The 20,191-nt window shown below is 67.0% G+C and carries 23 protein-coding genes; 10 read left to right on the top strand and 13 right to left on the bottom strand.

What is annotated here, in order from left to right; all coding sequences use genetic code 11:
* Positions 1 to 2 precede the first annotated feature (2 nt).
* Entirely contained in the window at positions 3 to 575 is a 573-nt protein-coding gene (locus tag E6N53_RS02710) for an archaellin/type IV pilin N-terminal domain-containing protein (RefSeq protein WP_142856700.1), read from the bottom strand.
* 297 nt (positions 576 to 872) lie between these two features.
* The gene (locus E6N53_RS02705) at positions 873 to 1,214 is read right to left on the bottom strand and encodes an ArsR/SmtB family transcription factor (protein ID WP_136588901.1); all 342 of its coding nucleotides are present in this window, start codon (positions 1,212 to 1,214) and stop codon (positions 873 to 875) included.
* A gap of 154 nt (positions 1,215 to 1,368) precedes the next feature.
* On the opposite strand from E6N53_RS02705, the gene E6N53_RS02700 reads away from it, so the two are divergent.
* The 7 genes from E6N53_RS02700 (at position 1,369) to E6N53_RS02670 (ending at position 6,800) form a co-directional block, all read left to right on the top strand.
* Positions 1,369 to 1,920, top strand: a complete 552-nt coding sequence (locus tag E6N53_RS02700) for a DUF7500 family protein (protein WP_142856698.1) — start codon at positions 1,369 to 1,371, stop codon at positions 1,918 to 1,920.
* A gap of 72 nt (positions 1,921 to 1,992) precedes the next feature.
* Complete coding sequence (cheY, locus tag E6N53_RS02695) at positions 1,993 to 2,361, top strand: chemotaxis protein CheY (RefSeq protein ID WP_136588899.1); 369 nt, start codon at positions 1,993 to 1,995, stop codon at positions 2,359 to 2,361.
* On the top strand, positions 2,358 to 3,542 hold the full coding sequence (locus E6N53_RS02690) for a chemotaxis protein CheC (RefSeq protein ID WP_142856696.1): 1,185 nt from the start codon (positions 2,358 to 2,360) through the stop codon (positions 3,540 to 3,542). The genes cheY and E6N53_RS02690 overlap by 4 nt, the downstream gene beginning before the upstream one ends.
* A complete protein-coding gene (locus E6N53_RS02685) occupies positions 3,542 to 4,048 on the top strand; it encodes a chemotaxis protein CheD (protein WP_142856694.1) in 507 nt (168 codons plus the stop codon). The genes E6N53_RS02690 and E6N53_RS02685 overlap by 1 nt, the downstream gene beginning before the upstream one ends.
* 96 nt (positions 4,049 to 4,144) lie before the next feature.
* Positions 4,145 to 4,774, top strand: coding sequence for a FlaD/FlaE family flagellar protein (locus tag E6N53_RS02680; RefSeq protein WP_142856692.1), 630 nt, complete (start codon positions 4,145 to 4,147; stop codon positions 4,772 to 4,774).
* 25 nt (positions 4,775 to 4,799) lie between these two features.
* The gene (locus E6N53_RS02675) at positions 4,800 to 5,921 is read left to right on the top strand and encodes an actin-like salactin (protein WP_136588895.1); all 1,122 of its coding nucleotides are present in this window, start codon (positions 4,800 to 4,802) and stop codon (positions 5,919 to 5,921) included.
* 9 nt (positions 5,922 to 5,930) lie between these two features.
* Positions 5,931 to 6,800, top strand: a complete 870-nt coding sequence (locus E6N53_RS02670; protein WP_142856690.1) for a hypothetical protein — start codon at positions 5,931 to 5,933, stop codon at positions 6,798 to 6,800.
* Positions 6,801 to 6,819: 19 nt separating this feature from the next.
* Here the strand turns inward: E6N53_RS02670 and E6N53_RS02665 are convergent, their stop codons facing one another.
* Positions 6,820 to 7,788 carry a carbohydrate kinase family protein gene (locus E6N53_RS02665; RefSeq protein ID WP_142856688.1) on the bottom strand — a complete coding sequence of 323 codons (969 nt, stop codon included), beginning with the start codon at positions 7,786 to 7,788 and terminating at the stop codon, positions 6,820 to 6,822.
* Between the two features lie 105 nt (positions 7,789 to 7,893).
* Between E6N53_RS02665 and E6N53_RS02660 the strand changes: the two genes are divergently transcribed.
* Positions 7,894 to 8,265 (top strand): DUF8048 family protein, encoded by a 372-nt coding sequence (locus E6N53_RS02660; protein WP_142856686.1) that lies wholly within the window; start codon positions 7,894 to 7,896, stop codon positions 8,263 to 8,265.
* A 34-nt stretch (positions 8,266 to 8,299) separates the two neighbouring features.
* Here the strand turns inward: E6N53_RS02660 and E6N53_RS02655 are convergent, their stop codons facing one another.
* Positions 8,300 to 10,408: a histidine kinase N-terminal 7TM domain-containing protein gene (locus E6N53_RS02655; protein ID WP_142856684.1), complete on the bottom strand. Its 2,109-nt coding sequence runs from the start codon at positions 10,406 to 10,408 to the stop codon at positions 8,300 to 8,302.
* A gap of 180 nt (positions 10,409 to 10,588) precedes the next feature.
* A complete protein-coding gene (locus tag E6N53_RS02650) occupies positions 10,589 to 11,728 on the bottom strand; it encodes an acyl-CoA dehydrogenase family protein (protein ID WP_142856682.1) in 1,140 nt (379 codons plus the stop codon).
* Between the two features lie 165 nt (positions 11,729 to 11,893).
* On the opposite strand from E6N53_RS02650, the gene E6N53_RS02645 reads away from it, so the two are divergent.
* A complete protein-coding gene (locus E6N53_RS02645) occupies positions 11,894 to 12,691 on the top strand; it encodes an RIO1 family regulatory kinase/ATPase domain-containing protein (protein ID WP_142856680.1) in 798 nt (265 codons plus the stop codon).
* Between the two features lie 9 nt (positions 12,692 to 12,700).
* Here the strand turns inward: E6N53_RS02645 and E6N53_RS02640 are convergent, their stop codons facing one another.
* Positions 12,701 to 13,483 carry a beta-ketoacyl-ACP reductase gene (locus E6N53_RS02640; RefSeq protein ID WP_136588888.1) on the bottom strand — a complete coding sequence of 261 codons (783 nt, stop codon included), beginning with the start codon at positions 13,481 to 13,483 and terminating at the stop codon, positions 12,701 to 12,703.
* 35 nt (positions 13,484 to 13,518) lie between these two features.
* On the opposite strand from E6N53_RS02640, the gene E6N53_RS20610 reads away from it, so the two are divergent.
* The gene (locus E6N53_RS20610; RefSeq protein WP_161596504.1) at positions 13,519 to 13,662 is read left to right on the top strand and encodes a hypothetical protein; all 144 of its coding nucleotides are present in this window, start codon (positions 13,519 to 13,521) and stop codon (positions 13,660 to 13,662) included.
* A gap of 175 nt (positions 13,663 to 13,837) precedes the next feature.
* On the opposite strand, the gene E6N53_RS02635 is transcribed toward E6N53_RS20610, so the two are convergent.
* The 7 genes from E6N53_RS02635 to E6N53_RS02605 all read right to left on the bottom strand — a co-directional run bounded on the left by E6N53_RS02635 (position 13,838) and on the right by E6N53_RS02605 (position 20,179).
* Positions 13,838 to 14,185, bottom strand: coding sequence for a DUF4112 domain-containing protein (locus tag E6N53_RS02635; protein ID WP_142856677.1), 348 nt, complete (start codon positions 14,183 to 14,185; stop codon positions 13,838 to 13,840).
* Positions 14,186 to 14,259: 74 nt separating this feature from the next.
* On the bottom strand, positions 14,260 to 15,159 hold the full coding sequence (locus E6N53_RS02630) for a DMT family transporter (RefSeq protein ID WP_142856675.1): 900 nt from the start codon (positions 15,157 to 15,159) through the stop codon (positions 14,260 to 14,262).
* Positions 15,156 to 15,866 (bottom strand): ABC transporter ATP-binding protein, encoded by a 711-nt coding sequence (locus E6N53_RS02625; protein ID WP_142856672.1) that lies wholly within the window; start codon positions 15,864 to 15,866, stop codon positions 15,156 to 15,158. Before E6N53_RS02625 ends, E6N53_RS02630 begins: the two co-directional genes overlap by 4 nt.
* A complete protein-coding gene (locus E6N53_RS02620) occupies positions 15,863 to 16,708 on the bottom strand; it encodes an ABC transporter ATP-binding protein (protein WP_142856669.1) in 846 nt (281 codons plus the stop codon). The genes E6N53_RS02625 and E6N53_RS02620 overlap by 4 nt, the downstream gene beginning before the upstream one ends.
* A complete protein-coding gene (locus tag E6N53_RS02615) occupies positions 16,701 to 17,879 on the bottom strand; it encodes a branched-chain amino acid ABC transporter permease (protein WP_136588882.1) in 1,179 nt (392 codons plus the stop codon). The genes E6N53_RS02620 and E6N53_RS02615 overlap by 8 nt, the downstream gene beginning before the upstream one ends.
* A gap of 1 nt (position 17,880) precedes the next feature.
* Entirely contained in the window at positions 17,881 to 18,822 is a 942-nt protein-coding gene (locus tag E6N53_RS02610; protein WP_142856667.1) for a branched-chain amino acid ABC transporter permease, read from the bottom strand.
* 7 nt (positions 18,823 to 18,829) lie between these two features.
* A complete protein-coding gene (locus E6N53_RS02605; protein ID WP_142856665.1) occupies positions 18,830 to 20,179 on the bottom strand; it encodes an ABC transporter substrate-binding protein in 1,350 nt (449 codons plus the stop codon).
* Positions 20,180 to 20,191 lie beyond the last annotated feature (12 nt).

Below are 20,191 nucleotides of genomic sequence, written 5' to 3'. Positions count from 1 at the left end.
TCTTAGACCTCCACCACGCCGCCGTTCTCTGCGGTCTCAGGGATGCGGCCCTCGATGTAGGTCGAGGCACCGGACGAGGTCGTCAGCTGGAGCTGGAACTCCGTGCCGGGCTGGAGTTCGTCTGTTGCACCGACGTCACCGCCATCGACGTCGATCGTGAACTGGACACGGTCCGACTCGTTGCGGAGGTAATCGGCGTTACCAGAGACGGCGTTCCGGTCGTTCGTGAGATCACCCAGCGTGCCGGAGTTAGTTGTACTCGGGCCGAGATAGGTGAAGGTGATATCGCTGATGTTGATGTCGTCAGAGCCCGAGGCTTTCCGAATCGTGATGTTCAGCTCGTCGTAGCTCGTCGGATCGGTGCCGTCGGTATCGAGCGCGTACGACGTCACGACCTGCACCCGGTCACTCACTTCGCCCTGTGCCTGCTGTCCGGTCTGTTCTGCGCTCTCCTGGAGGAACCCGGCCGTGTTGACCAGGACCCCGGCTGCGATCGCCGCAACCAGTACCATCGCGATGAACACGATGAGGGTCCCGATACCGACCTGACCCCTGTTGTCTGTGTCTTCGAACATATTGGGTAGTCTCGGCCGAATCCCCCGAGGGGGTCCGTGCCTTACTCGCATCGAGCGACAGCGAATACATAACCATACTCCCCCGATTATCACGATAGAAAACCAGTCAGTGGTGCGGACACTCAGCATAATGCACGCGTCCGCGTGCGGGTATGATTCTCGGAGAGCCGGCCGCACCGGTGGCGGTACCGAACGAGACCGACGGCCGTACGCGACGAGAAAGAAGAGGGAGGGAGGGCCGCAATCGACGGAGAGGGCCGCGGCTCAGCGGGTGAGGTGTGGGAGAAGTGGAAGGCGTTAGTTGTCCTGAGCGATCCGACGCCAGACGTCGTCGAGTTTGGTCTTGACCTCGGGTCGTTCGGTGACGTTGAGAACGAGGTCGTCGTCTTCGAACCGGACGTTGATCTCGTCGACCTCGCGACGGTAGACGTTCGTCCGTCGATGCTCGTCGGAGAGCACGCGGTCGTGGAGCGTCAGGAGGCCGGCTTCCGAGAGCTCTTCGATGCGACGGTAACACGTCGCGATGGGGATGTCCAGCATGTCGCTGAACTCCTGTGCGGAGTGTGGCTGGTACGCAGACCGAAGAATGTCTGGGTTGTAATCGTTCCCGAGTGCCGCGAGTGTCCGATCGGGCTCCATGAGTAATTTCATGCATGATACCGACTAATGTCAATGTATTGGTTGTGGAGCTGACGTGTGCGTGTCTGCGGTCGTCGATTCGGGCCCGCGTTCAGTCCGTCAGACGAGAGTCAGGGCCCGATGGGCTTATTATCGTCTCAGGAGAACGTGAACTATGCCACCGGGTGGGTCGCGCGACGACGAGGGTGTAGTCGACCCCGAGGACCTCGACATCACGGAGAACGAACAGGTCCAGGAGCTACGCGAGGGGCAGTACGTCATCGCCACCGACAGCGCGGCTGACGATTTCGCCGACCTCCGTGCGGACATCCGGGCCGAACTGGCAGCCGAGCAAGCACCGGCTTCCGACCCCCGGTCGGCGCTCGTCGACCACCTGGAATCGCTCTCGGTCGCCAACGGCTTCGTCGTCGCCGGGCGATTCGACGGCGACGTCCACGTGAACGAGCGCGCCTCGGACGATCCGGGCGCGGTCTTCGGCGACCTCCTCACGTGGTACGCGGTGCACGTCGACGGCGACACCCCGGTTCCGGAAGTGCTCGGCATCCTCTGCCTCGCCGGTGAGGTCCAGGTCCGGTATCCGGCCCGAACGCTCGTCGACTTCCTCGGGGTCCACGACCTCTCGCCCGACGACTCGATTCGGGACCTCCTCGAGACGGTTCGTGAAGACGGGCTCGTGCTGCCACCGGACGACGCGGCCCGCGAGTGACCTCCAGATTAGAAATCATCTCTGATATTCAGTGGGGAGGCTTTATGCCTCGTTTTCGGGAATCCAGATTGTATGGCTAGCACAGTACTGGTCGTCGACGACTCTGCGTTCATGCGAAACCTACTGAAACAGCTTCTCGACGGCGAGCACGAGGTCATCGGCGAGGCCGAAAACGGCGTCGAAGCGGTGGAGATGTACCGCGAACTCGACCCCGACGTGGTGACGATGGACGTCGTGATGCCTATCAGAAACGGTATCGAGGCGACGACCGAGATCAAAGACCTCGACCCGGGCTCGTCGGTCATCATGTGCACGAGTGTCGGGCAGGAAGAGAAGATGCGCGAGGCCGTCGAGGCGGGCGCGGACGGGTACATCACGAAGCCGTTTCAGAAGCCGAACGTGCTGCAGGCAATCGACGACGTCGCGAAGGCGAAGGTATGAACCTCGACGTCCACGCGCTCCGGACGTTCAGTCAACTGGCACACTCCGGTGCCGAGACGGCCGCGTGGTCGCTGTCGGAGTTGACCGGGATCGAGACGCACGTCAACGTCACGAAGGTCGAACTGGAGACGGCTTCGGACGTCGAGTGCGAGTTCCGCGAACACGACTTCGTGAGTATCCGTATCGGGTTCAGCGGCGGGCTCGAGGGACGGACCATCCTGGCGTTCGACCGCGAGAGCGCGATGAACGTCGTCGAGGCGATCCTCCCCGGAGCGACCGCGGGCGACGAACTCGCGACGTCGGGGCTCAAAGAGGTCGGGAACATCATGCTCGGCGGCTTCATCGACGGGTGGGCGAACCACCTCGAGACGACCATCGACATCACGACGCCGACCTACCTCGACGTCGACAGCGACGGGCCGCTCGACGACTTCAACGTCTCGAAAGAGGGGTTCGGGGGCGAGAAAGAGCACGTCCTCGTCTTCCGGAATCAACTCGAGACCGTCACCGACCCGGTCACGTTCTACCTCTACATGGTCCCGACGGCGGGGTCGATCGAGACCATCGTCGACACCGCGACCGACGCCGAGGAGGCGCTTCCTATCGAGACGTTCACCGCGTTCAGCGATATGATCGCCGACGGTGCCGAACAGGCGTCGGCGGACATCTCGGCGATGACGGGAACCGACACCACCGTCGACGTCTCCCGGTTGAGCTTCGTCCCGATCGAGGGCATCCCGATGCAACTCGACGACGCGACACGCGTCGGAGTCGTCCTCGAGTTCGAAGGGGCTCCGAGCGGCTACATCGCCATCCTGTTCGACGAACCGTCGTCGGAACGCATCGCCTCGGCGCTCCTCCCTGGTGTGGACGCCGGGGCGGAGATGCGACAGAGCGCGATCCAGGAAATCGGTAACATCATCACGTCGGGCTTTCTCGACGGGTGGGCCAACCGGCTGGAGACGACCATCGAGATATCGCCACCGCAGTTCGTCCACGACCTCGGCCCGGCGATTATCGACCCGCTGGCGACAGAACTCGCCCAGCAGCAAGACTACGCGTTCCTCATCGACTCGACCATCCGGACGGCCGACGACGAGTTCACCTGTGACATCTACGCCCTGCCGAACGAGGAGGAGTTGCACGGCGCACTGGACCAGTTGACGGCGCGGCCAGCCTGATGGAAATCTACACGAGCGGCCCGCCGACCCGACGGACGACCGACCGCATCAAAGTCGGTATCGCCGACTTCGCGGTCGGGGACCGAGAGAGTACGCTCTCGACGAGTGGACTCGGCTCGTGCGTGGGGGTCGCACTGTACGACGACCGCGTCGGTGTCGCCGGGCTCGCGCACGCGATGCTCCCTCACGGTGAGGGAAAGAGCGACGAGGCGAAGTACGTCGACACCGCGGTCGGCGCGCTCGTCGAGGCGATGGAACGTGAGGGCGCGTCGCGTCGCCGACTCGTGGCGAAGCTCGCCGGGGGGAGTACGATGTTCGAGTTCAAATCGACGGACGAGAGCGTCGGCGACCGCAACGTCGACGCGGCACGAGCGACGCTCGCCGCGCTCGCGGTACCCGTCGAGGCGGAGGACGTCGGCGGCGACCACGGCCGCTCGCTCGAACTCGACGGGGCGACGGGGACGCTCCACGTCCGCTCCGCGTCGGCCGGCCAGCAGATGCTCTGACCCCGCGACCAGTATCAATCGAGATAACAGAGGACGTAGCTTTATGTCCGACACACTGCTCACTCACACTAACAGTCAGGCTCGCGTGAATACAATATGAACGTCAACCCCGAAGACTACGACCCCGAAGAGTTGCGGCGGATGGCAGCGGACCGACGGGACCTCGACCATCCCGAGAACCGCACTGAACAGCGCAACGGGGCGGAGGCCGGAGACCGCGTGGAGGACGCGCACTCCCGACGGAACGGGGAGGGCGACGAGCCGCACGCGCGGCACGACGGTCGCGACGGCCGCCGTGAGGCGTACGGTGAGCGCGGTCATCGCGAACCGCGAGCGCGTCCGACACCGCGCGGAACGCCGTCGAGACGCGGCGTCGCCGCGGACGCGCTCCGCTCGAACCAGCTCGAACAGCTGTTCCTCCACCAGTCGGCGATGGTCACAGAGGAGATGACGAAGCCGTATCTCGGGTCGCTCCCGCAGAAGTACGCCGCCGAACGGGTCGTCTTCGACTGGCTCGAGTTCCTGGTCCTCAAAGGCGGGTTCAAGCGGACGATGGACGCGCTCCGGTACTACCGGACCATCGACTGGATCACCGGCGACGTCGAGGACACGCTCCAGGACTACCTGGTCGGCTTCACCGACGACAGCTACGGCGGGCACGACCTCGACGTCGACGACCACCAGCTCAGTCTGCTGTACGTCGCCCGCCTCGCCTCGATGAGTTAAGTGGGTAGACACCGAGCGGCCTATCATGGCAGACGAGGACGAGCCACAACCGGACGACGAGAGCGAGACACCAGCCGACGATTCTGCGGGTTCAGACCACGAACCGACCGCCAGCGGTGCGGACGGACCGGTTCCGGTCGGTGTGAAGCTCGGCAGCACCCGAACCGTCATCTACGTCCCAGACGAGGACGGCTCGCTCCGAACCATCCGGACGCTCACCTGTCTCTCCACCTACGAGGACGCGCTCACCGGCGAGGAGCGCGTCATCTACGGCGAACAGGCCGCCCGCGAGTATCCCGACCGGGTCCGCTACATGCTCCGCTCGGGCCTCCCCGAGGACGACGAGAACGCCGACCTCGCAAAGCAGTTCTTCTCCGAGCTCGTCCAGTCGCAGGACATCCCGAGCGACAGCGCCGTCGTCTACGCTATCCCGACGATCGAGAACGAGGAGGGGCTCGGGAACCTCGCGGCCGTCATCGAAGAGAGCGGCATCGGGGACGCGCTCGTCCGGTCGTTCCCCGAGTCGCTCTGCGGCTCGATTCCGGCCCTCGGCGACGACCTGGAGGCCATCGACGAGATATTCATCGCGGTCAACATGGGGTCGACGAACCTCGAAGCGTGTGCGTACCGTCACGGCGAACAGCTCGCTCCCTTCTCGACGGGCTCTGTCACCGGAAACGAGGTCGACCGACACATCGCGAACGCGGTCGAAGAGGAGACGCAGGGGCGCGTCAACATCGACCGGACCACCGCCCGGGAGTACAAGGAAGAACACGGAAACTTCGTCGACTTCGAACCGTTCACCGACGTCATCCAGCAGCCCGGCGGCGGCAGCCACGAGTTCACCATCGAGCGCTCCGTCATGGACCCCCTCGACGACTACGTCGACGAGGTCGTCGACGAGATCGCGAACAACTTCCTCTCGGAACTGGCGAACAGCCACATCAAACCCTACCAGATCGCCCTCTCGCGGCCCATCGCTGTGACGGGGGGGATGGCCTGCATCCCGGGCATCGTCGAGGAGTTCGAGGCGCGACTCGGTGCGGAGCTGAATCGCGAGGTCGAAGCGACGGCGCCAGAGCGGCCCGACCTCGCGGCCGCACAGGGCGCACAGCGAATCGCTGGTCGACTCATCGAGCGGCGGTAACGCACGACGATGGGCGCTGACGGCACCGACTCGGCGGCGTTCGACGGCGGGGACGACGCCGACGGGTCGGACGGTGCGGTCAGCGCCGACGGAACGCCGAACATCGACGACGCGACCGGGTCGACCTCGTTCGTCTGGGAGGACGAATTCGGCGACGAGGCGGGCGAGCACGCCGAACCGACGGACGCAAACACGGGCCAAGCCGGCGGCCCGCCCGTCACGGGGCCCTCCGACGTCGACGCGGCGTCCGAGTCGGTGTCCCCCGGTGTTCGAGCGTCCGCCCCGGCCTCGTCGACGCTCGACCCCGAGCGGTACCTCCTCGCTGGTGAGTCGGTCGTCGAGCGCGTCGACGTGCGCCGCGGCTGGGTCGTTGCGACGAGTCACCGCCTCCTGGTGTTCGACCCCGACTCCTCGGGGAAGCGATTCGAGACCGTCGACCGCCCGAACGTGGTCGACGTTCGAACGACGGGCGGCGGGAGTCGCCGGGTTCGCTCGTACGCACTGCGGGCCGGCCTCTACGCCGTCGTCCTCGGCGGTGGCGGCGTCATGGCCCGCGCGCTGGGGCTGGGGACGCTGTTCGCCACAGCTCCCGGCGTCGGAAACACGCCGGGCGTCGGCGGCCTCGTCTCGGTACTTTCGCTGGTCGGTGCGCTCGTGGGACTCCTCGTCGACCTGCTCTTCGTCGGCGCGTTCGTCGCTGGCATGCTCGCGCTCGCGCTCGGTGTCTGGTACGTTCGAGGGCGACAGCCGACGCTCGTCGTCGAACGCGCCGGCGAGGAGGCCCTCGAACTCGACCTCCCGTCGTCTGCGGTCGGACGCCGTGCCGTCGAAGGACTCGAGCGGGCACTCGACGCGGAACTCGCGGTGAACCGCGCGTGAGCCGCGACCGAGGCGCGGACTAGGACTGTTCGGCGCGGAACGTGACGACCTGCTCGCAGCTGGGGAGCGCCGTCATCGCTCCCGGGGCCGTCGTCGTCACCGCGGCGACGGCGTTGGCGAAGCCGAGGGCCTCGTCGAGGTCGGCCCCCTCGACGAGTGCGGCGACCACCCCGGCGGTGAAGGCGTCGCCCGCTCCCGTCGTGTCGACCGGGTCGACGGTGTAGCCGTCGTGGAACGTCGCCACGGCCGCCTCGGTCCACGGTGCCTCGGCCGTCGCCGCGGCGAACGAGCCCGCGTCCCCGAGTGTCAAGAAGACCGTGTGTGGGCCGCGGTCGAGAAGCGCCTCGGCCGTCGCCTCCGGTCCGTCGTAGGCGATGTCGGCCTCGGCGAGGTCGTCCGGCGTCACCTTCAGGACGTCCACCTGTGGCAGGAGGTCGTCGACCGTCTCGGCGAACGAGCACTCGTCTCCCGCCCACAGCTCCGGGCGGGCGTTGGGGTCGAACGAGACCGTCGCGTCGGCCGCCTGTGCACGCTCGACCAGGTCGAGCGTCGCCGTCCGCGCGGGTTCGTCCGCGAGCGTCACACCGCCGACGTGGACCCACTCGACCTCCGCGAGCGTCTCGTCGTCGACGGTTCCGGGCTGCAGTCGGGTGTCGGCGCTCTCGTGGCGGTGAAAGGAGAACTCGCGCTCGGCCTCCTCGCCGAGGCTCACGAACGCGAGGCCGGTCTTCGCCACCGGGTCGGTCTCGACGTAGGTGTCGGCGAGGCCCGCGTCAGCGAGCGTCTCCCGGAGGTGGTCGCCGAAGGCGTCGTCGCCGACGCGCGTCCAGAACAACGGGGCGGAATCGAGGTGTGCGAGGCCGACGGCGACGTTCGCGGGTGCCCCGCCGGCGCGGCGGGAGAACGACTCGACGGCCGCGAGCGGTCCGGTCTGTTCGGGGATGAAGTCGACGAGCGTCTCGCCGGCGACGAGAACCTCCTGCGTCATGGCAGGCGCTTCTGTCGGCACCTAATTGAAACCTCCTGCTTCCCGTTCGCCACCCCACGCGCGAGGTTCGCGGACGTTTATACGAACGCGCGACTCTGTCCAGCTATGACCCGCGACCCGCTCGCCCCGTTCGACGACGCGGTGTTCGCCGCGGTCGCCGAGGAGTTCGACACCTCGACGGCGGCGCTTCGGGACCTCGTCCGCCGACAGCAGGAGGCGGTTCGGCGCCTGCCGGGCGTCGACGACATCGTCTACGAGTGGCGCAGGGGGTTCCCGAACGACCCGGTGGTCGAGCGGCGACAGGAGGCGTACTACCTGTCGGTCGCCGACACCGTCTGGCCGGAGTTCGCCGCCGCGCTCTCACTCGACGAGCGGGAGGCGACGCTGTTACGGACGGTCCACCGGCGTCAACTGGAAGCCACGGTCGGCGGCTCACCGACGGGTGACAGGGGAGCGATGGTGCTCACGCGCGAGTGAGGGAGGCGCGGTCACGCGTCGCGACCGGTCGCGATCAGTCGGTCGACGCCGTCGACACCGCGGGTTCGGTACTGGCCGAAGCGGGTTCGGTCTCGCGGAGGCGGACCCGAACGACCGTCCCGCGCGGGTCGTTCTCCTCGAAGCAGAGGTGACCGTTCGACCGCGTGACGATCCACTCGGTGAGCCAGAGCCCGAGGCCGCTCCCGTGGCTCAGCGGCGTCTCGGTCCCCTCGGTGAAGACGCGCCGCTCGGACTCGGGTATCCCCGGTCCGTTGTCCGCGACGGCCACCTCGACGTAGTCGACGCCGCCGACCGTGACGGGCTCGACCGCGACGGTGATCTGGGGCGCGACGCGGTCGTTGTGTTCGATGGCGTTGTCGACGACGTTCAGGATGGCCGAATCGACGAGGTCGTCGGCGAGCACCCACTGCTCGTCGGGGAGTTCTCTCGTGACGATGGCCGACGGGAACTCCTTCTGGACGGCATCGAGTCGGTCACGGATGGCGGCGGTGATCTCGAGGGGCTTCTCCACTCCGTCGGTGCTGTGGAGCGTGTAGTCGATCTTGCGCGTCTGTTCGCCGAGGTCGACGAGTGTCTCGGCCTTCCGCCTGATGACACTTGCGTGGTCTTTCGTCTCCGCGGTGACGTTCCCGTCGAGGATGAGGTCGGCGTGACCCTGGATGACGTTGACCTCGTTCCGGAGGTCGTGGCGGAGGACGCGGTTGAGTACCCGGAGTCGCTGTTCGTAGCGACGTCGAGCGGTCACGTCGCGTGCGTTCACCACGACGCCCTGGATGACCGGGTCGTCGACGAGGTTCACGCCGACGGCCTCGACGGTCCGCCACGACCCGTCGGCGTGGTGGACGCGGTACTCGACTCGTTCCTGCGTCCCCTGGTCGCTGGCACAGAGCCGGTCGAACGTCTCGCGGATGTCGGTGCGGTCTTCGGGGTGGACGAGGTCGAATGCGTCCTGCCCGACCACGTCTTCGGGGTCGTGGCCGAGCGCCCGCTCGAACGAGGGAGCGCAGTACACGCGTGTCCCGTCGGGTGCGAGGACCGTGATGAGGTCGCGGGAGTTCTCGATGAGGGCCCGGAACTCCGCTTCGGTGCGCCGCCGTTCGGTGACGTCGCGGAGCATAATCAGGTGGCCGCGCTCGTGGTCGCCCTGCCCGTCGAATCGGCTCGCCGTCGCCTCGAAGAAGCGCTCGTTACCGAACGTGTCCACAGCGAACTCCTCGCGCGACATGGTGTCGTCGACGATGCGCTGCAACACGGGGCCGTACTCGGGCAGGTCGTCGAGGTGCCGGCCCAGAAGGCGACCGTCCCCGACACCCAAGAGCCGTCTGGCGCGGGGGTTCGCCTCGACGACCCGGCCGCGGTCGTCGACGACGACGGCACCGTCGCGAAGTTCGCCGACGACGACGTCGCGAGCGATGGGAGCCACGTCGAACAGCTGGTAGCGGTAGAAGCCGACGAGGACCGCGACGGACGAGAGTCCGAACGAGACGGGGGTGACGTCGAGTCCCACCAGCGAGCGCGGGGCGGCCACCGTCGCGAGTGACGCGGCGACGGGCACCGCCGACGCGGCGAGGACGACGGCGACCTGCTGCCGGTAGAGGCGGCGCGAGCGCCTGAACTGCGCGATTAGGCAGGCGAGTCCCGCGACGGCGAGGACGGCCGTGTACACGCCGTGGAAGGCGGGAAGCGGCCCGGCTTCCGTCGAGAGCGTCGGGAGCGCTCCGAGCGTGGCGACGTCGCCGCTGGAGAGGAGGTCATGCTGGTCGGCCGTCGCCACGAGGCCGATGACGGTCCCCGGAACGACAGCCAGCAGCGCGGCCGTCCAGGGGGTGAGAAACCCGTCGTACCGCGTGTACGAGAGGGTGAACGCGAACCAGAGCGTCGTGACCGAGGCGGCCCCGAACCAGAGCACCTGGAGCCAGAACGCGCGCCCGCCCGCCGTGGTCGAGAGGAGGTAGAAACCGTAGCCGGTGGCCCACACGGCGGCCGAGAGCGCCGTCGCGGCGAACGTGAGGGGGACCTGCTGGGTGTACGAGCGCACCCGCCCGAGCGCGACGATGGCCGTCACGGCCGACACGACACCCGCACCGAAGAGGCCCCCGGCGTAGACTATCTCTGTCGTCATCTTCTCACGTCCATACTACTGACGACTGGCCTCCACAGTCACGGTCTCCTGACTGTCTGTTCGATTCGAGGTCGTGTAGTTAAATGGTGAGCTTCGAGTATCTGTTCTGATACCCTGGACCGTCGTCGTGACCGTGTTCCGGGTCGTCACTCGCGTCGCGACACCGCGTCGTGACGGGGGTCAGAGCCCCAACTGCCGACCGAGGACGAGGTGTTGAATCTCGGAGGTGCCCTCGCCGATCTCCATCAGCTTCGCGTCGCGGTAGAAGCGCTGTGGGGCGAAGTCCGTGGTGTAGCCGTAGCCGCCGAGAACCTGGACGGCGTCCTCTGCGACCTCGCGAGCCGCCTCGCTGGCGTCGAGTTTCGCGAGCGACGACTCCGTCGTGACCCGTTCGCCGGCGTCGTAGCGGGCCGCGGCCTTGTGCGTCAGGAGGCGTGCCCGTTCGGTCTTCCGATACATGTCGACCAGGGTGTCGCGGACGGCGTCGAACTCCGAGATGGGCTGTCCGAACTGTTCACGCTCGACGGCGTACTCGCGTGCCGCATCGTACGCGCCCTGTGCGAGGCCGACAGAGAGCGCGGCGATGGAGACCCGCCCCCCGTCGAGCGTCTTCATCGTCTGTTTCCACCCTTCTCCCTCGTCACCGAGGAGGCGCTCTTCGGGGAGCCGACAGTCGTCGAACCGTATCTCGCAGGTGGGCGAGCAGTTCAGCCCCATCTTCTCCCAGACCGTCGTCACCTCGAAGCCGTCGTCGTCGGGCGAGACGATGAACGTCGAGATGCCGTCGTAGCCCGCTGCAGGGTCGGTGACCGCCTTCACCAGCACCGAGTTGGCGACGTTCGCGTTCGTGATGAACTGCTTCGTCCCGTTCAGCACCCACTCGTCGCCGTCCTTCTCGGCCGTGGTCTCCATGTCGCTCGCGTCCGACCCGCTCTCGGGTTCGGTGAGCGCCCACGCGCCCATCTCGCGCCCCTCGGCCAGCGGTCGGAGCCACCGTTCCTTCTGCTCCTCGGTGCCGAACAGGTCGATGGGCTTCGAACCGAGCGAGACGTGCGCCGCGTACGAGAGCCCGATACCGCCCGAGACCCGCCCCAGTTCCTCCGTGACGAGGGCGTACATCAGCTGGTCGCCACCCAGCCCGCCGTACGCCTCGGAGACGGGGACGCCCATGACGTCCAGTCTCCCGAGTTCCTCGAAGACCTCCCCGGGAAAGCGGTGTTCGTCCTCCAGTTCCTGGGCGATCGGGGCGATCTCCGCCTCGCAGAACTCCCGGACCTGGTCTCGGACCATCCGGTGTTCCGCGGGAACCTCGAAATCCATAGGCAAGCCTTGCCAGAGCGCGAGTATAAAGTCAGCGCCCGGTGGCGTCGACGGAGCGGAGACCCGCTCCGGCCCAGTCGGCGTGTCGGGTCCCCGTCGGTGCTCGCGCGCTCTTCACCGCGCTCGCCCGCGAACTTATCACGCTTCACCTCGAACGAAACGAGCGTGGAACTGCGCCGTCTCGTCCGTGGTCGACTCGGCTGGGAACAGCTCGAACGGGTCGTCCGAACCCTCCAGAACCGTTACGACCGCGAGCAGGCGCACATCCGATTCCTCGACGCGGACAACTGGCTGTCGACGCCGATGGTGCTCGACGAGGAGCTGTTCGTCAAGGTCATCTCGCGGCAGAACTCGCTCGTCCACGCCGTCATCACCACGGGGCGGAACCTCGGCGCCTTCTCCTCGGGGACCGAGGGGTTCTTCGAGCACTTCGGAACGCCCTACGACATGGCGAAACACGAACTCGAGGCGACACGACGCATCCGGGAGCTCGGGCTGAACGCTCCCGAACCGGTCGAGGCGCTCGAAGTCGACGACCTGGGCGTCGTCGTCCTCGAGTATCTCCCCGAGTTCCGGCCGCTCGACCAGCTCGACCGCGAGGCCGAGGCGGCGCTCGCGCCGGACCTGTTCGCGGCGCTGCACACGATGCACGAGAACAACCTCGCCCACGGCGACCTCCGCGCGGAGAACGTGCTCATCCTCGACGACGAACTCTACTTCATCGACGCGACGCGGGTCCGTGCCGACGCCGCCGCGGACGCGAAGTCGTACGACCTCGCCTGCGCACTCGCCGCGCTCGAACCGCTCATCGGCGCACGGGCGGTCGTCGAGGCCGCGCTGACGGCCTACTCCGTGTCGGACCTCGTCGCCGCCCTGGAGTTTCTCGACTTCGTCAACATCCGTCCCGACCACGACTTCGACGCCGCCCGGCTGAAAGGCGAGATCGAAAAGCGTGCGTCGTGACGCCTCTGCTTACCACTCCAGCCCGCCGTTGATACCGAGCACCTGCCCGGTCATGTAGCTCGACTCGTCGCTCGCGAGATACCGGACCATCCCGACGACGTCCTTCGGGTCGGCGAACCTGTCGAGCGGGATGCGCGCTTGAATCTTCTCGCGCACTCGGTCGGGGACCTTCTCCAGCATGTCCGTCTCGGTGAACCCCGGCGCGACGCAGTTGGCCGTCGAGTCGTACCGGGCGAGTTCGAGCGCGAGCGTCCGGGTGAACGCGAAGAGCCCACCCTTCGACGTCGCGTAGTTCGCCTGCCCGTAGTTGCCCTGCTGGCCGACGACGCTCGAGATGTTGATGAGTCGCCCCGCGTCGGCGCGCTTGATGTCGTCGAAGAAGGCCTTCGTGCAGTTGAACGTCCCACCCAGGTTCGTGTCGATGACCCGGTTCCAGTCGTCGTAACTCATCTCCTCGAACTTCCTGTCGACGGTGATCCCCGCGTTGTTGACGAGGACGTCGATGGAGCCGAGTTCGTCGTGAATCTCGCGTGCCATCCGCTCGACAGCGGCGGGGTCGGAGACGTCCGCACCGACGGTGATGGCCGTCTCGCCGTCCTCCTCGATGACCTCCTTGACCGCCTCGGCGGCGGCGTCCGAGCGGCGGTAGTTCACGACGACGTCCGCGCCACACCGCGCGAACTCGAAGGCGATTTCCCGCCCGATTCCGCGGGAAGAGCCCGTGACGAGACAGGTACGTCCGGCGAGTGGTCGGGGGTCCAGTGGCTCTAGACGCTGTGTCGTCTCAGACATCGTACCACAACTGTAACGTGTAATGTGTTAACTGTTTGTACACCTCGGGGGAGCGGAGGCGGCCCGAGGAGGTTCGTGTCTCGGTCGACTGCTCGCGCGTGATGTCCTCCATCGTCGACTCGCCGGCGCTCGGCACGTGGGACGAGGGCTCCACGGCCGACGCTGACGTCGGTCCGTGACGGCGTTCAGGCTCTGACTGACGTGTACTGACGTATCACACACGTGCGATGGCCTCGAGGTCCGACTCCCGGTCGAGGCCGGAGCGACGGTCACCGGAACGCGTATTCAGATCGAGTCCTGACGCCGAGGCACCGCACACCGGACGGATTTTTTGCGGGCCCGTCCCGGTATGGGTCAGCCGTCCGCGTCGACGACCCGCTCGAACAGCGTCACGTTCCGCCGGTTGGCCTTCCAGACGACGTCGAAGAGGTCGCCGACCACGGGGACGGAGCCGACCACGGTGTCGACGGCGACGTTGAACAGCATCCGGGCGAGGACCGGCCGTGGAACGCCGCTGCGGGCCGCCTCGAAGACGATGTACAGCGAGAGGAGGCCGGCGGCGAGGTCCCCAGAGAGCGGGAGCAGGCCGATGAGCGAGTCGAGGCCGACCTTCACGTTCACGACGGGTATCGTGACCGCGTCGTCGAGGAGCGTCGCGACGCGTCGTGCCCGACGGAGTCCCGGGGGGACTGTCTCAGTCATACCCACACCACGACAGCCCCGGGTAAGGGTCTGACGCCGCGGTTGTGGGGTCACCGGGTCGTCGGAAACCCACTCTACGCACGCGTCCGACTCACGAGCGTTATCCCCACGGCCATGACGACGCCGCCGCCGACGAACGCGAGGTCGACAGATTCGCCCAAGAAGAGGACACCGAGGACCGCCCCGACGACCGGCTGGGCGAAGAAGAACACGGCGACCGTACCGGCGTCGACCGACTCTAACCCCTTGTACCAGAGGTACCACGCGGCGGCCGTCGCGGCGACACCGAGATAGCCGACCGCACCGACCACGTCGAGGGTCGTGGGGAGAGTGGAGAGCGGCCGACCCGTCACGACGAGTTCGACGCCCGCGGCGACGGCGAGCAGCGGGACGGAACAGAGGGTCGAGTAGGTCGCGGCGACCAGCGCCGAGTGCCGGCGGACGACCGGCGCGCCGAACACCGTGTACGCCGCCCACGCCGCGGAGGCGACGAGGAGCGCACCCACACCGAGCCCCAGGTCGGTGAACGCCGCGCCGACGTCGTATCGACCACCGAGGACGACCACGGTGCCGACAACAGCGAGGGCCAGTCCGACGGCCTTGACTCGCCCGACCGGTTCGTCGAGGACCGACCAGCCGAGCAGGACCGTAAACACGGGCGTCAACACGGTCAGGAGCGACCCCTGGCTGGCGCTGGTCCACGCGGTGCCGAGGAACTGCGAGACGATGGTGAGTGCGACCCACCCACCGAGCACAGTGACGGCGCGCCAGTCGGTTCGGGTGAGTGGGTCATGTCCACGGAGACGGACGACCGCGAGGAGCGTCGCGGCTCCGATCGCGACCCGGAGAAACCCGAGGGTTACCGGGGGAATCCGTGAGAAGCCCCACGCGGAGACGACGTACATGCCGCCCCAGAGAGCGGCCGCCGCGAGGGGAAAGAGGGCGTACGCGTTTCGTCGCGCTCGACTGCTCACCCCCCGAGGTAGAGTTTGGAGACCTCGGGGTTGTCGAGCAGTTCGCCCGCCTCGTCCTCGTAGGCGACCGTGCCCTGGTCGAGGACGTATCCGCGGTCGGAGATACCGAGCCCCTTCTTGGCGTTCTGTTCCACCATGAGGATCGCCGTGTCCAGTTCGTTGACGGCCGTCACGTGGCCGAACACCTCGTCGGCCGTGTTGGGTGCCAGCCCGGCCGAGGGCTCGTCGATGAGCAACACGTCGGGTTCCATCACCAGGGCACGGGCGAAGGCGAGCACCTGCCGCTGTCCCCCCGAGAGTGTCCGTGCGTTCGCCGCCCGCTTCTCGTCGAGGAGCGGGAAGCGCTCGTAGAGGCGGCCGATGACGTCGTCGAGTCCCGACGACCGGGCGACGCCACCCATCCGAAGGTTCTCGTCGATGGTCAGCGATCCGAACACGTTGTCCGTCTGGGGGACGAAGCCGATTCCCTCGCGGACGATGTCCTCGGGAGCCATCCCTCCGATGTCGTCGCCGTGGTAGCTGACCGACCCCTTCCACGGCGTCAACATCCCGAAGGCCGTCTTCAGCACGGTCGACTTCCCGGCCCCGTTGGGACCGATGAGACAGACGATTTCGCCGGCATCGAGGTGGAGCGTGAGGTCGTCGAGGACCTGCACCTCGCCGTAGCCGCTGTCGACGTTCGTCAGTTCGAGCACGTGTTCGCTCATGGGCTCCCTCCGAGGTAGGCGTCGATGACACGGTCGTCCGTCTGGACCTGTTTGGGGGTGCCCTCCATCAGGACACTCCCCTGGTCGAGGACGATGACCGGGTCGGCGAGCTTCATCACGAAGTCCATGTCGTGTTCGATGAGCAGGAAGGTGGTGCCCTGCTCGTTGAGTCGACGGATCTGCTCGGCGAGCTTGTTCCGCAGCGTCGGGTTCACCCCGGCGGCGGGTTCGTCGAGCAGCAGGAGTTCCGGTTCGGCCAGCATCGCGCGAGCCAGTTCGACCAGCTTCATCTGACCCCCCGAAATCTTGGTCGCCGGCTGGGTGGCGAGGTGGTCGATCTCGAACTCTTCGAGGATGCGCTCGGCCTGCTCGAGGTTCGCCCGCTCACGTTCCTCGACCGCGCTCGGGTTGAGAAACAGGTTCCGGAACGACTCGCCGGGCTGGTTTCGCGGCCCGACGAGCATCGCTTCTCGAACCGTCATTCCTTCCAGTTTTCGGGGGGTCTGGAACGTCCGGATGAGGCCGTAGTCGGACACCTCGTAGGGCTCCATGCCGGTCACGTCGACGCCGTTGACCCTGACCGACCCGGCGTCGGGCATGTAGAAGCCCGAGACGAGGTTGAACAGGGTCGACTTCCCGGCGCCGTTCGGCCCGATGAGGCCCGTGATGGTGCCACGCTCGACGGAGAACGTCGCGTCGTCGGTCGCGGTCAGCGCCCCGAAGGACTTCCGGAGGCCGTCGACCTCGAGGACGAGGTCTCTGCCGCCGTCTGCAGTCGGCCGGACGGCGCTCGTCTCCGTCGTCTCACGGTCGCCGACAGCCGTCGTGTCGGCGTCAGTCATCCTTCCCTCCCATCCTGGCTTCGCGGACGCCGGAAGTCGGCTGGTCGGGTGCCTCGTCGACGACGCTCGGCCAGATGAGTTCTCGCTGTGGCGGCAGGATGCCCTGCGGCCGGTAGCGCATCAGTACGACGATGAGGACGCCGATGAGCAGGATGCGCAGCGGTGCCACGTCGACGGGAATCCACTCGAAGCTGTTGAGGAAGCGGGTCCCCTCGCGGATGGTGACGATGACGATGCCCCCGAACAGCGCGCCGCGGTTCGACCCGCTGCCGCCGAGGATGACGGCGACCCAGACGTAGAAGGTCGTCACCGGGTCGAGGTCACTCGGGCTGACGTAGAGGTTCAGATGCGCGTAGAACACGCCGGCCAGCGCCATGATGAGACTCCCGAGCACGAACGACTGCATCTTGTACCGGTAGGTGTGCTTGCCGAGCGCGCGCGCCAGGTCCTCGTCGCCCCGGATGGTCCGGAGGACGCGCCCCCACGGCGAGCGATGTGCCCGCCGGAGGATGGCGTAACTCCCCGCGACGAACGTGACGACGACGACCACGTTCAACAGCGCGCTCCAGAACGGCTCCTCGAAGACGAGTCGCGTCCCGGGGAGCGGCTGGAGGAAGATGCCTGGCAGTTGCTGTGGCAGGGTTTCGAGCACCGGCCACCCCTCGAAGAACGTCGGGATGCCACGGACGCCGGCGCTCCCGTTCGTCACCTCGCGTTCGTTGAGGACGATGAGTCGGACCACTTCGGCGAGGCCGAGCGAGGCGATCGCGAGGTAGTCCGCCCGCAGGCGCAGGGTCGGGATGCCGATGGCGACGGCCAGTATCGCAGCCAGCACCAGCGCAGCGACCAACCCGAAGATGGGCAGGAACTGCCCGGCAATCGGCGACGAACTGGCGCTCATCAGCGCGGTCCCGTAGGCGCCGAGGCCGAAGAAGGCGGCCACGCTGAAGTTGATGAGCCCGGTGAACCCCCACTGGGAGTTCAGGCCGAACGAGAGCAGCGCGTACATACCGGCGAGACCGACCAGGTACAGGAAGTACGCGGGCGCGAGCGCCCCGGTGAGCAGGCCGAGGACGAGCAACACGGCGAAGGCAGTGATGGCGGCGACGACGCCTCGTTCGGGGGTCGTGAGGTCCGCCCAGTACCCCCGTGGGTCGCTGAGAGCGCTCATCTCAGGCGCCCTCCCCGGCGATGCCGCGCGGCCTGATGAGCAGGACCGCGACCATGATGACGAACGCGATGGCGTTGGCGTACTCGATGCCGATGGGGATGGCGAACGTGTCCGGCACGAGCGGCAGGAGTTCGCCCAGCTGTCCCAGCACGGGCGTCAACTGGTTTATCATCCCGATGAGGAAGCCGCCGAGCATCGCCCCGTAGACGGAGCCGATGCCGCCGAGGATGACCGCGGCGAAGATGAGAAGCAGGAGGTTGAACCCCATGCGCGGCGAGAGCTGGTTGTACAGTCCGAGGAACACACCACCGGAGCCGGCGAGGCCGGCACCGATAATCCACGTCCAGAGTTTCACGCGGTCGGTCCGGATGCCGCTGACGCGCGCGAGGTCGGGGTTGTCCGCCATCGCCCGCATCTTGCGCCCGAGGTCGCTGTACTGCAACAGCGTGTGCAGCCCCCCGACGAGGACGAACGCCGTGACGACGATGGCCACGTCGTGTTGCGTGACGCGGATACCGTAGGGCAACAGCGCCTCGATGGGGCGCAGCGTCTGGACGTCGTAGCGCGTGAAGTCCGCGCCGAAGCCCATCTGGATGATGGCCCGGTAGACGAAGGCGATACCGATAGACGTGATGAGCAGTTCGATGGAGCCGGCGTCCATGCCGTCGTAGACTACCTTCTCCGTGAGGACGGCGACGACGGCCGCCGCGACGATACCGACCACCAGCGCGACGAAGAACCCGAGCGGCAGGCCCAGGAGGCCGGCTCCGAGTCCGCCGGTCGCCCCGAACGTCACGAGCGCGGCGTAGGCGCCGACGGTCATCGTGTCGCCGTGAGCGAAGTTCGCGAAGTTCGCGATGCTGTAGATTAGCGAGAGCCCGATGCTCCCCAGGACGATGATGCTACTGAACACGAGACCGCTTGCGAGGTAGTCGAGTACCATGACCCGGTCAGGACTCGATGAAGCCGGTGCCGACGTACTCGTGGTCTTGGACCGTCTGAATCTGCAGGAAGCCCACGGGGTCACCGTCCTCGTTGAAGTCGATGGGGCCGCTGACGCCCTGGTAGTCGACGTCGCTCGGGCCGCCGCCGTCTGCGAGAATCTGGCTCGCGGCTTCGAAGGACGTGACCTGCTCACCCTCCGGACGCGACACCTCACGGACCGTCTCCTGCAGGGCCGCACCGGTGAACTCGTCGGCGGCCTGGATGGCCAGCGCGGCGTTGATGACACAGTCGTACGCGTAGGCCGACCACGAGGTCGGCTGCTCGCCGTAGGCCTCCTCGAACTCCGCGGCGAACTGCTGGTAGTTCTCCTCCTCGACGGGTGCCGACGGCACGACGATCTTCATGCCGTCGGTGCTGCCCTCCGGGGTGTTCTCGAGGACGTTGTCCCCGGAGACCGAGTCGGCACCGTAGAACTGGGCCTCGTAGCCCGAGGAGAATGCCTCGTTGACCATCGTCGCGAACTCCGCCTGATAGGTGATGAACAGCCACGCGTCGGCGCCGGCGCTGTTCATCTCGGAGACCACACTGGAGTACGACTGCTGTTCCTGGTCGTGTGGGTTGTTGTAGGCGATTTCGCCCTCGAACGCCTCGACGAAGGCGTCGGCCAGACTCTGTCCGTAGTCGTTGTTGACGTAGGTGAGTGCGACCGAGTCGTAGCCGTCGTCGGAGATGATGTTCGACAGGGCGGTAGACTGCGTGCGGCCGGTCGGCGACATCCGCAGGAGGCCGGGGAAGTCGGTGAGGCTCAGTCCCGTGGAGTTCTGACTCAGTTGGACCACGTCGGTCCCCTGGATGACGGACTCGTAGATGGCGAGCGAGACACCGGAACCCACCGCACCGATGAGGAACGGCACCTCGTCCTGGTTGACCAGCTTCTGGGCGGCAGAGACGCCACCCTGTGGTTGACTCTCGGAGTCCTCGACGGTGATTGCCAGTTCCCGGCCGTCGATACCGACCTCGTTGACCGCCGCGAGCGCGAGGTCTTTCCCGCGCTGGTTGCGCTCACCGAAGGCGGACAGCGACCCGGTCAGCGAGTCGACCATCCCGATGGTGTAGGGGCCACTCTCCGACCCCCCGCTCTCGGTTTCGGCCTCGGTTTCGGCTTCGGTCTCCTCGGAGCTGCCGTCGTCGGAGCCGCCATCGCCGCCACCGTCTCCACTGCCACCATCGCCGCTGCCCTCGCTTCCTCCGTCATCCGTGGTTCCCGCACAGCCGGCGAGGCCAGTGAGGCCGACGAGGCCGGAGAGTTTGACGAGGTCTCTGCGCGTCCAGTTTCGCATGCGAGTCGGTTTCATGGCGAACTATCA

The sequence above is a fragment of the Salinigranum halophilum genome (assembly GCF_007004735.1).
Taxonomy (GTDB): domain Archaea; phylum Halobacteriota; class Halobacteria; order Halobacteriales; family Haloferacaceae; genus Salinigranum; species Salinigranum halophilum.
Note: the sequence above shows the minus strand (reverse complement) of the source record. Positions and strands in the feature narration are given on the sequence as shown.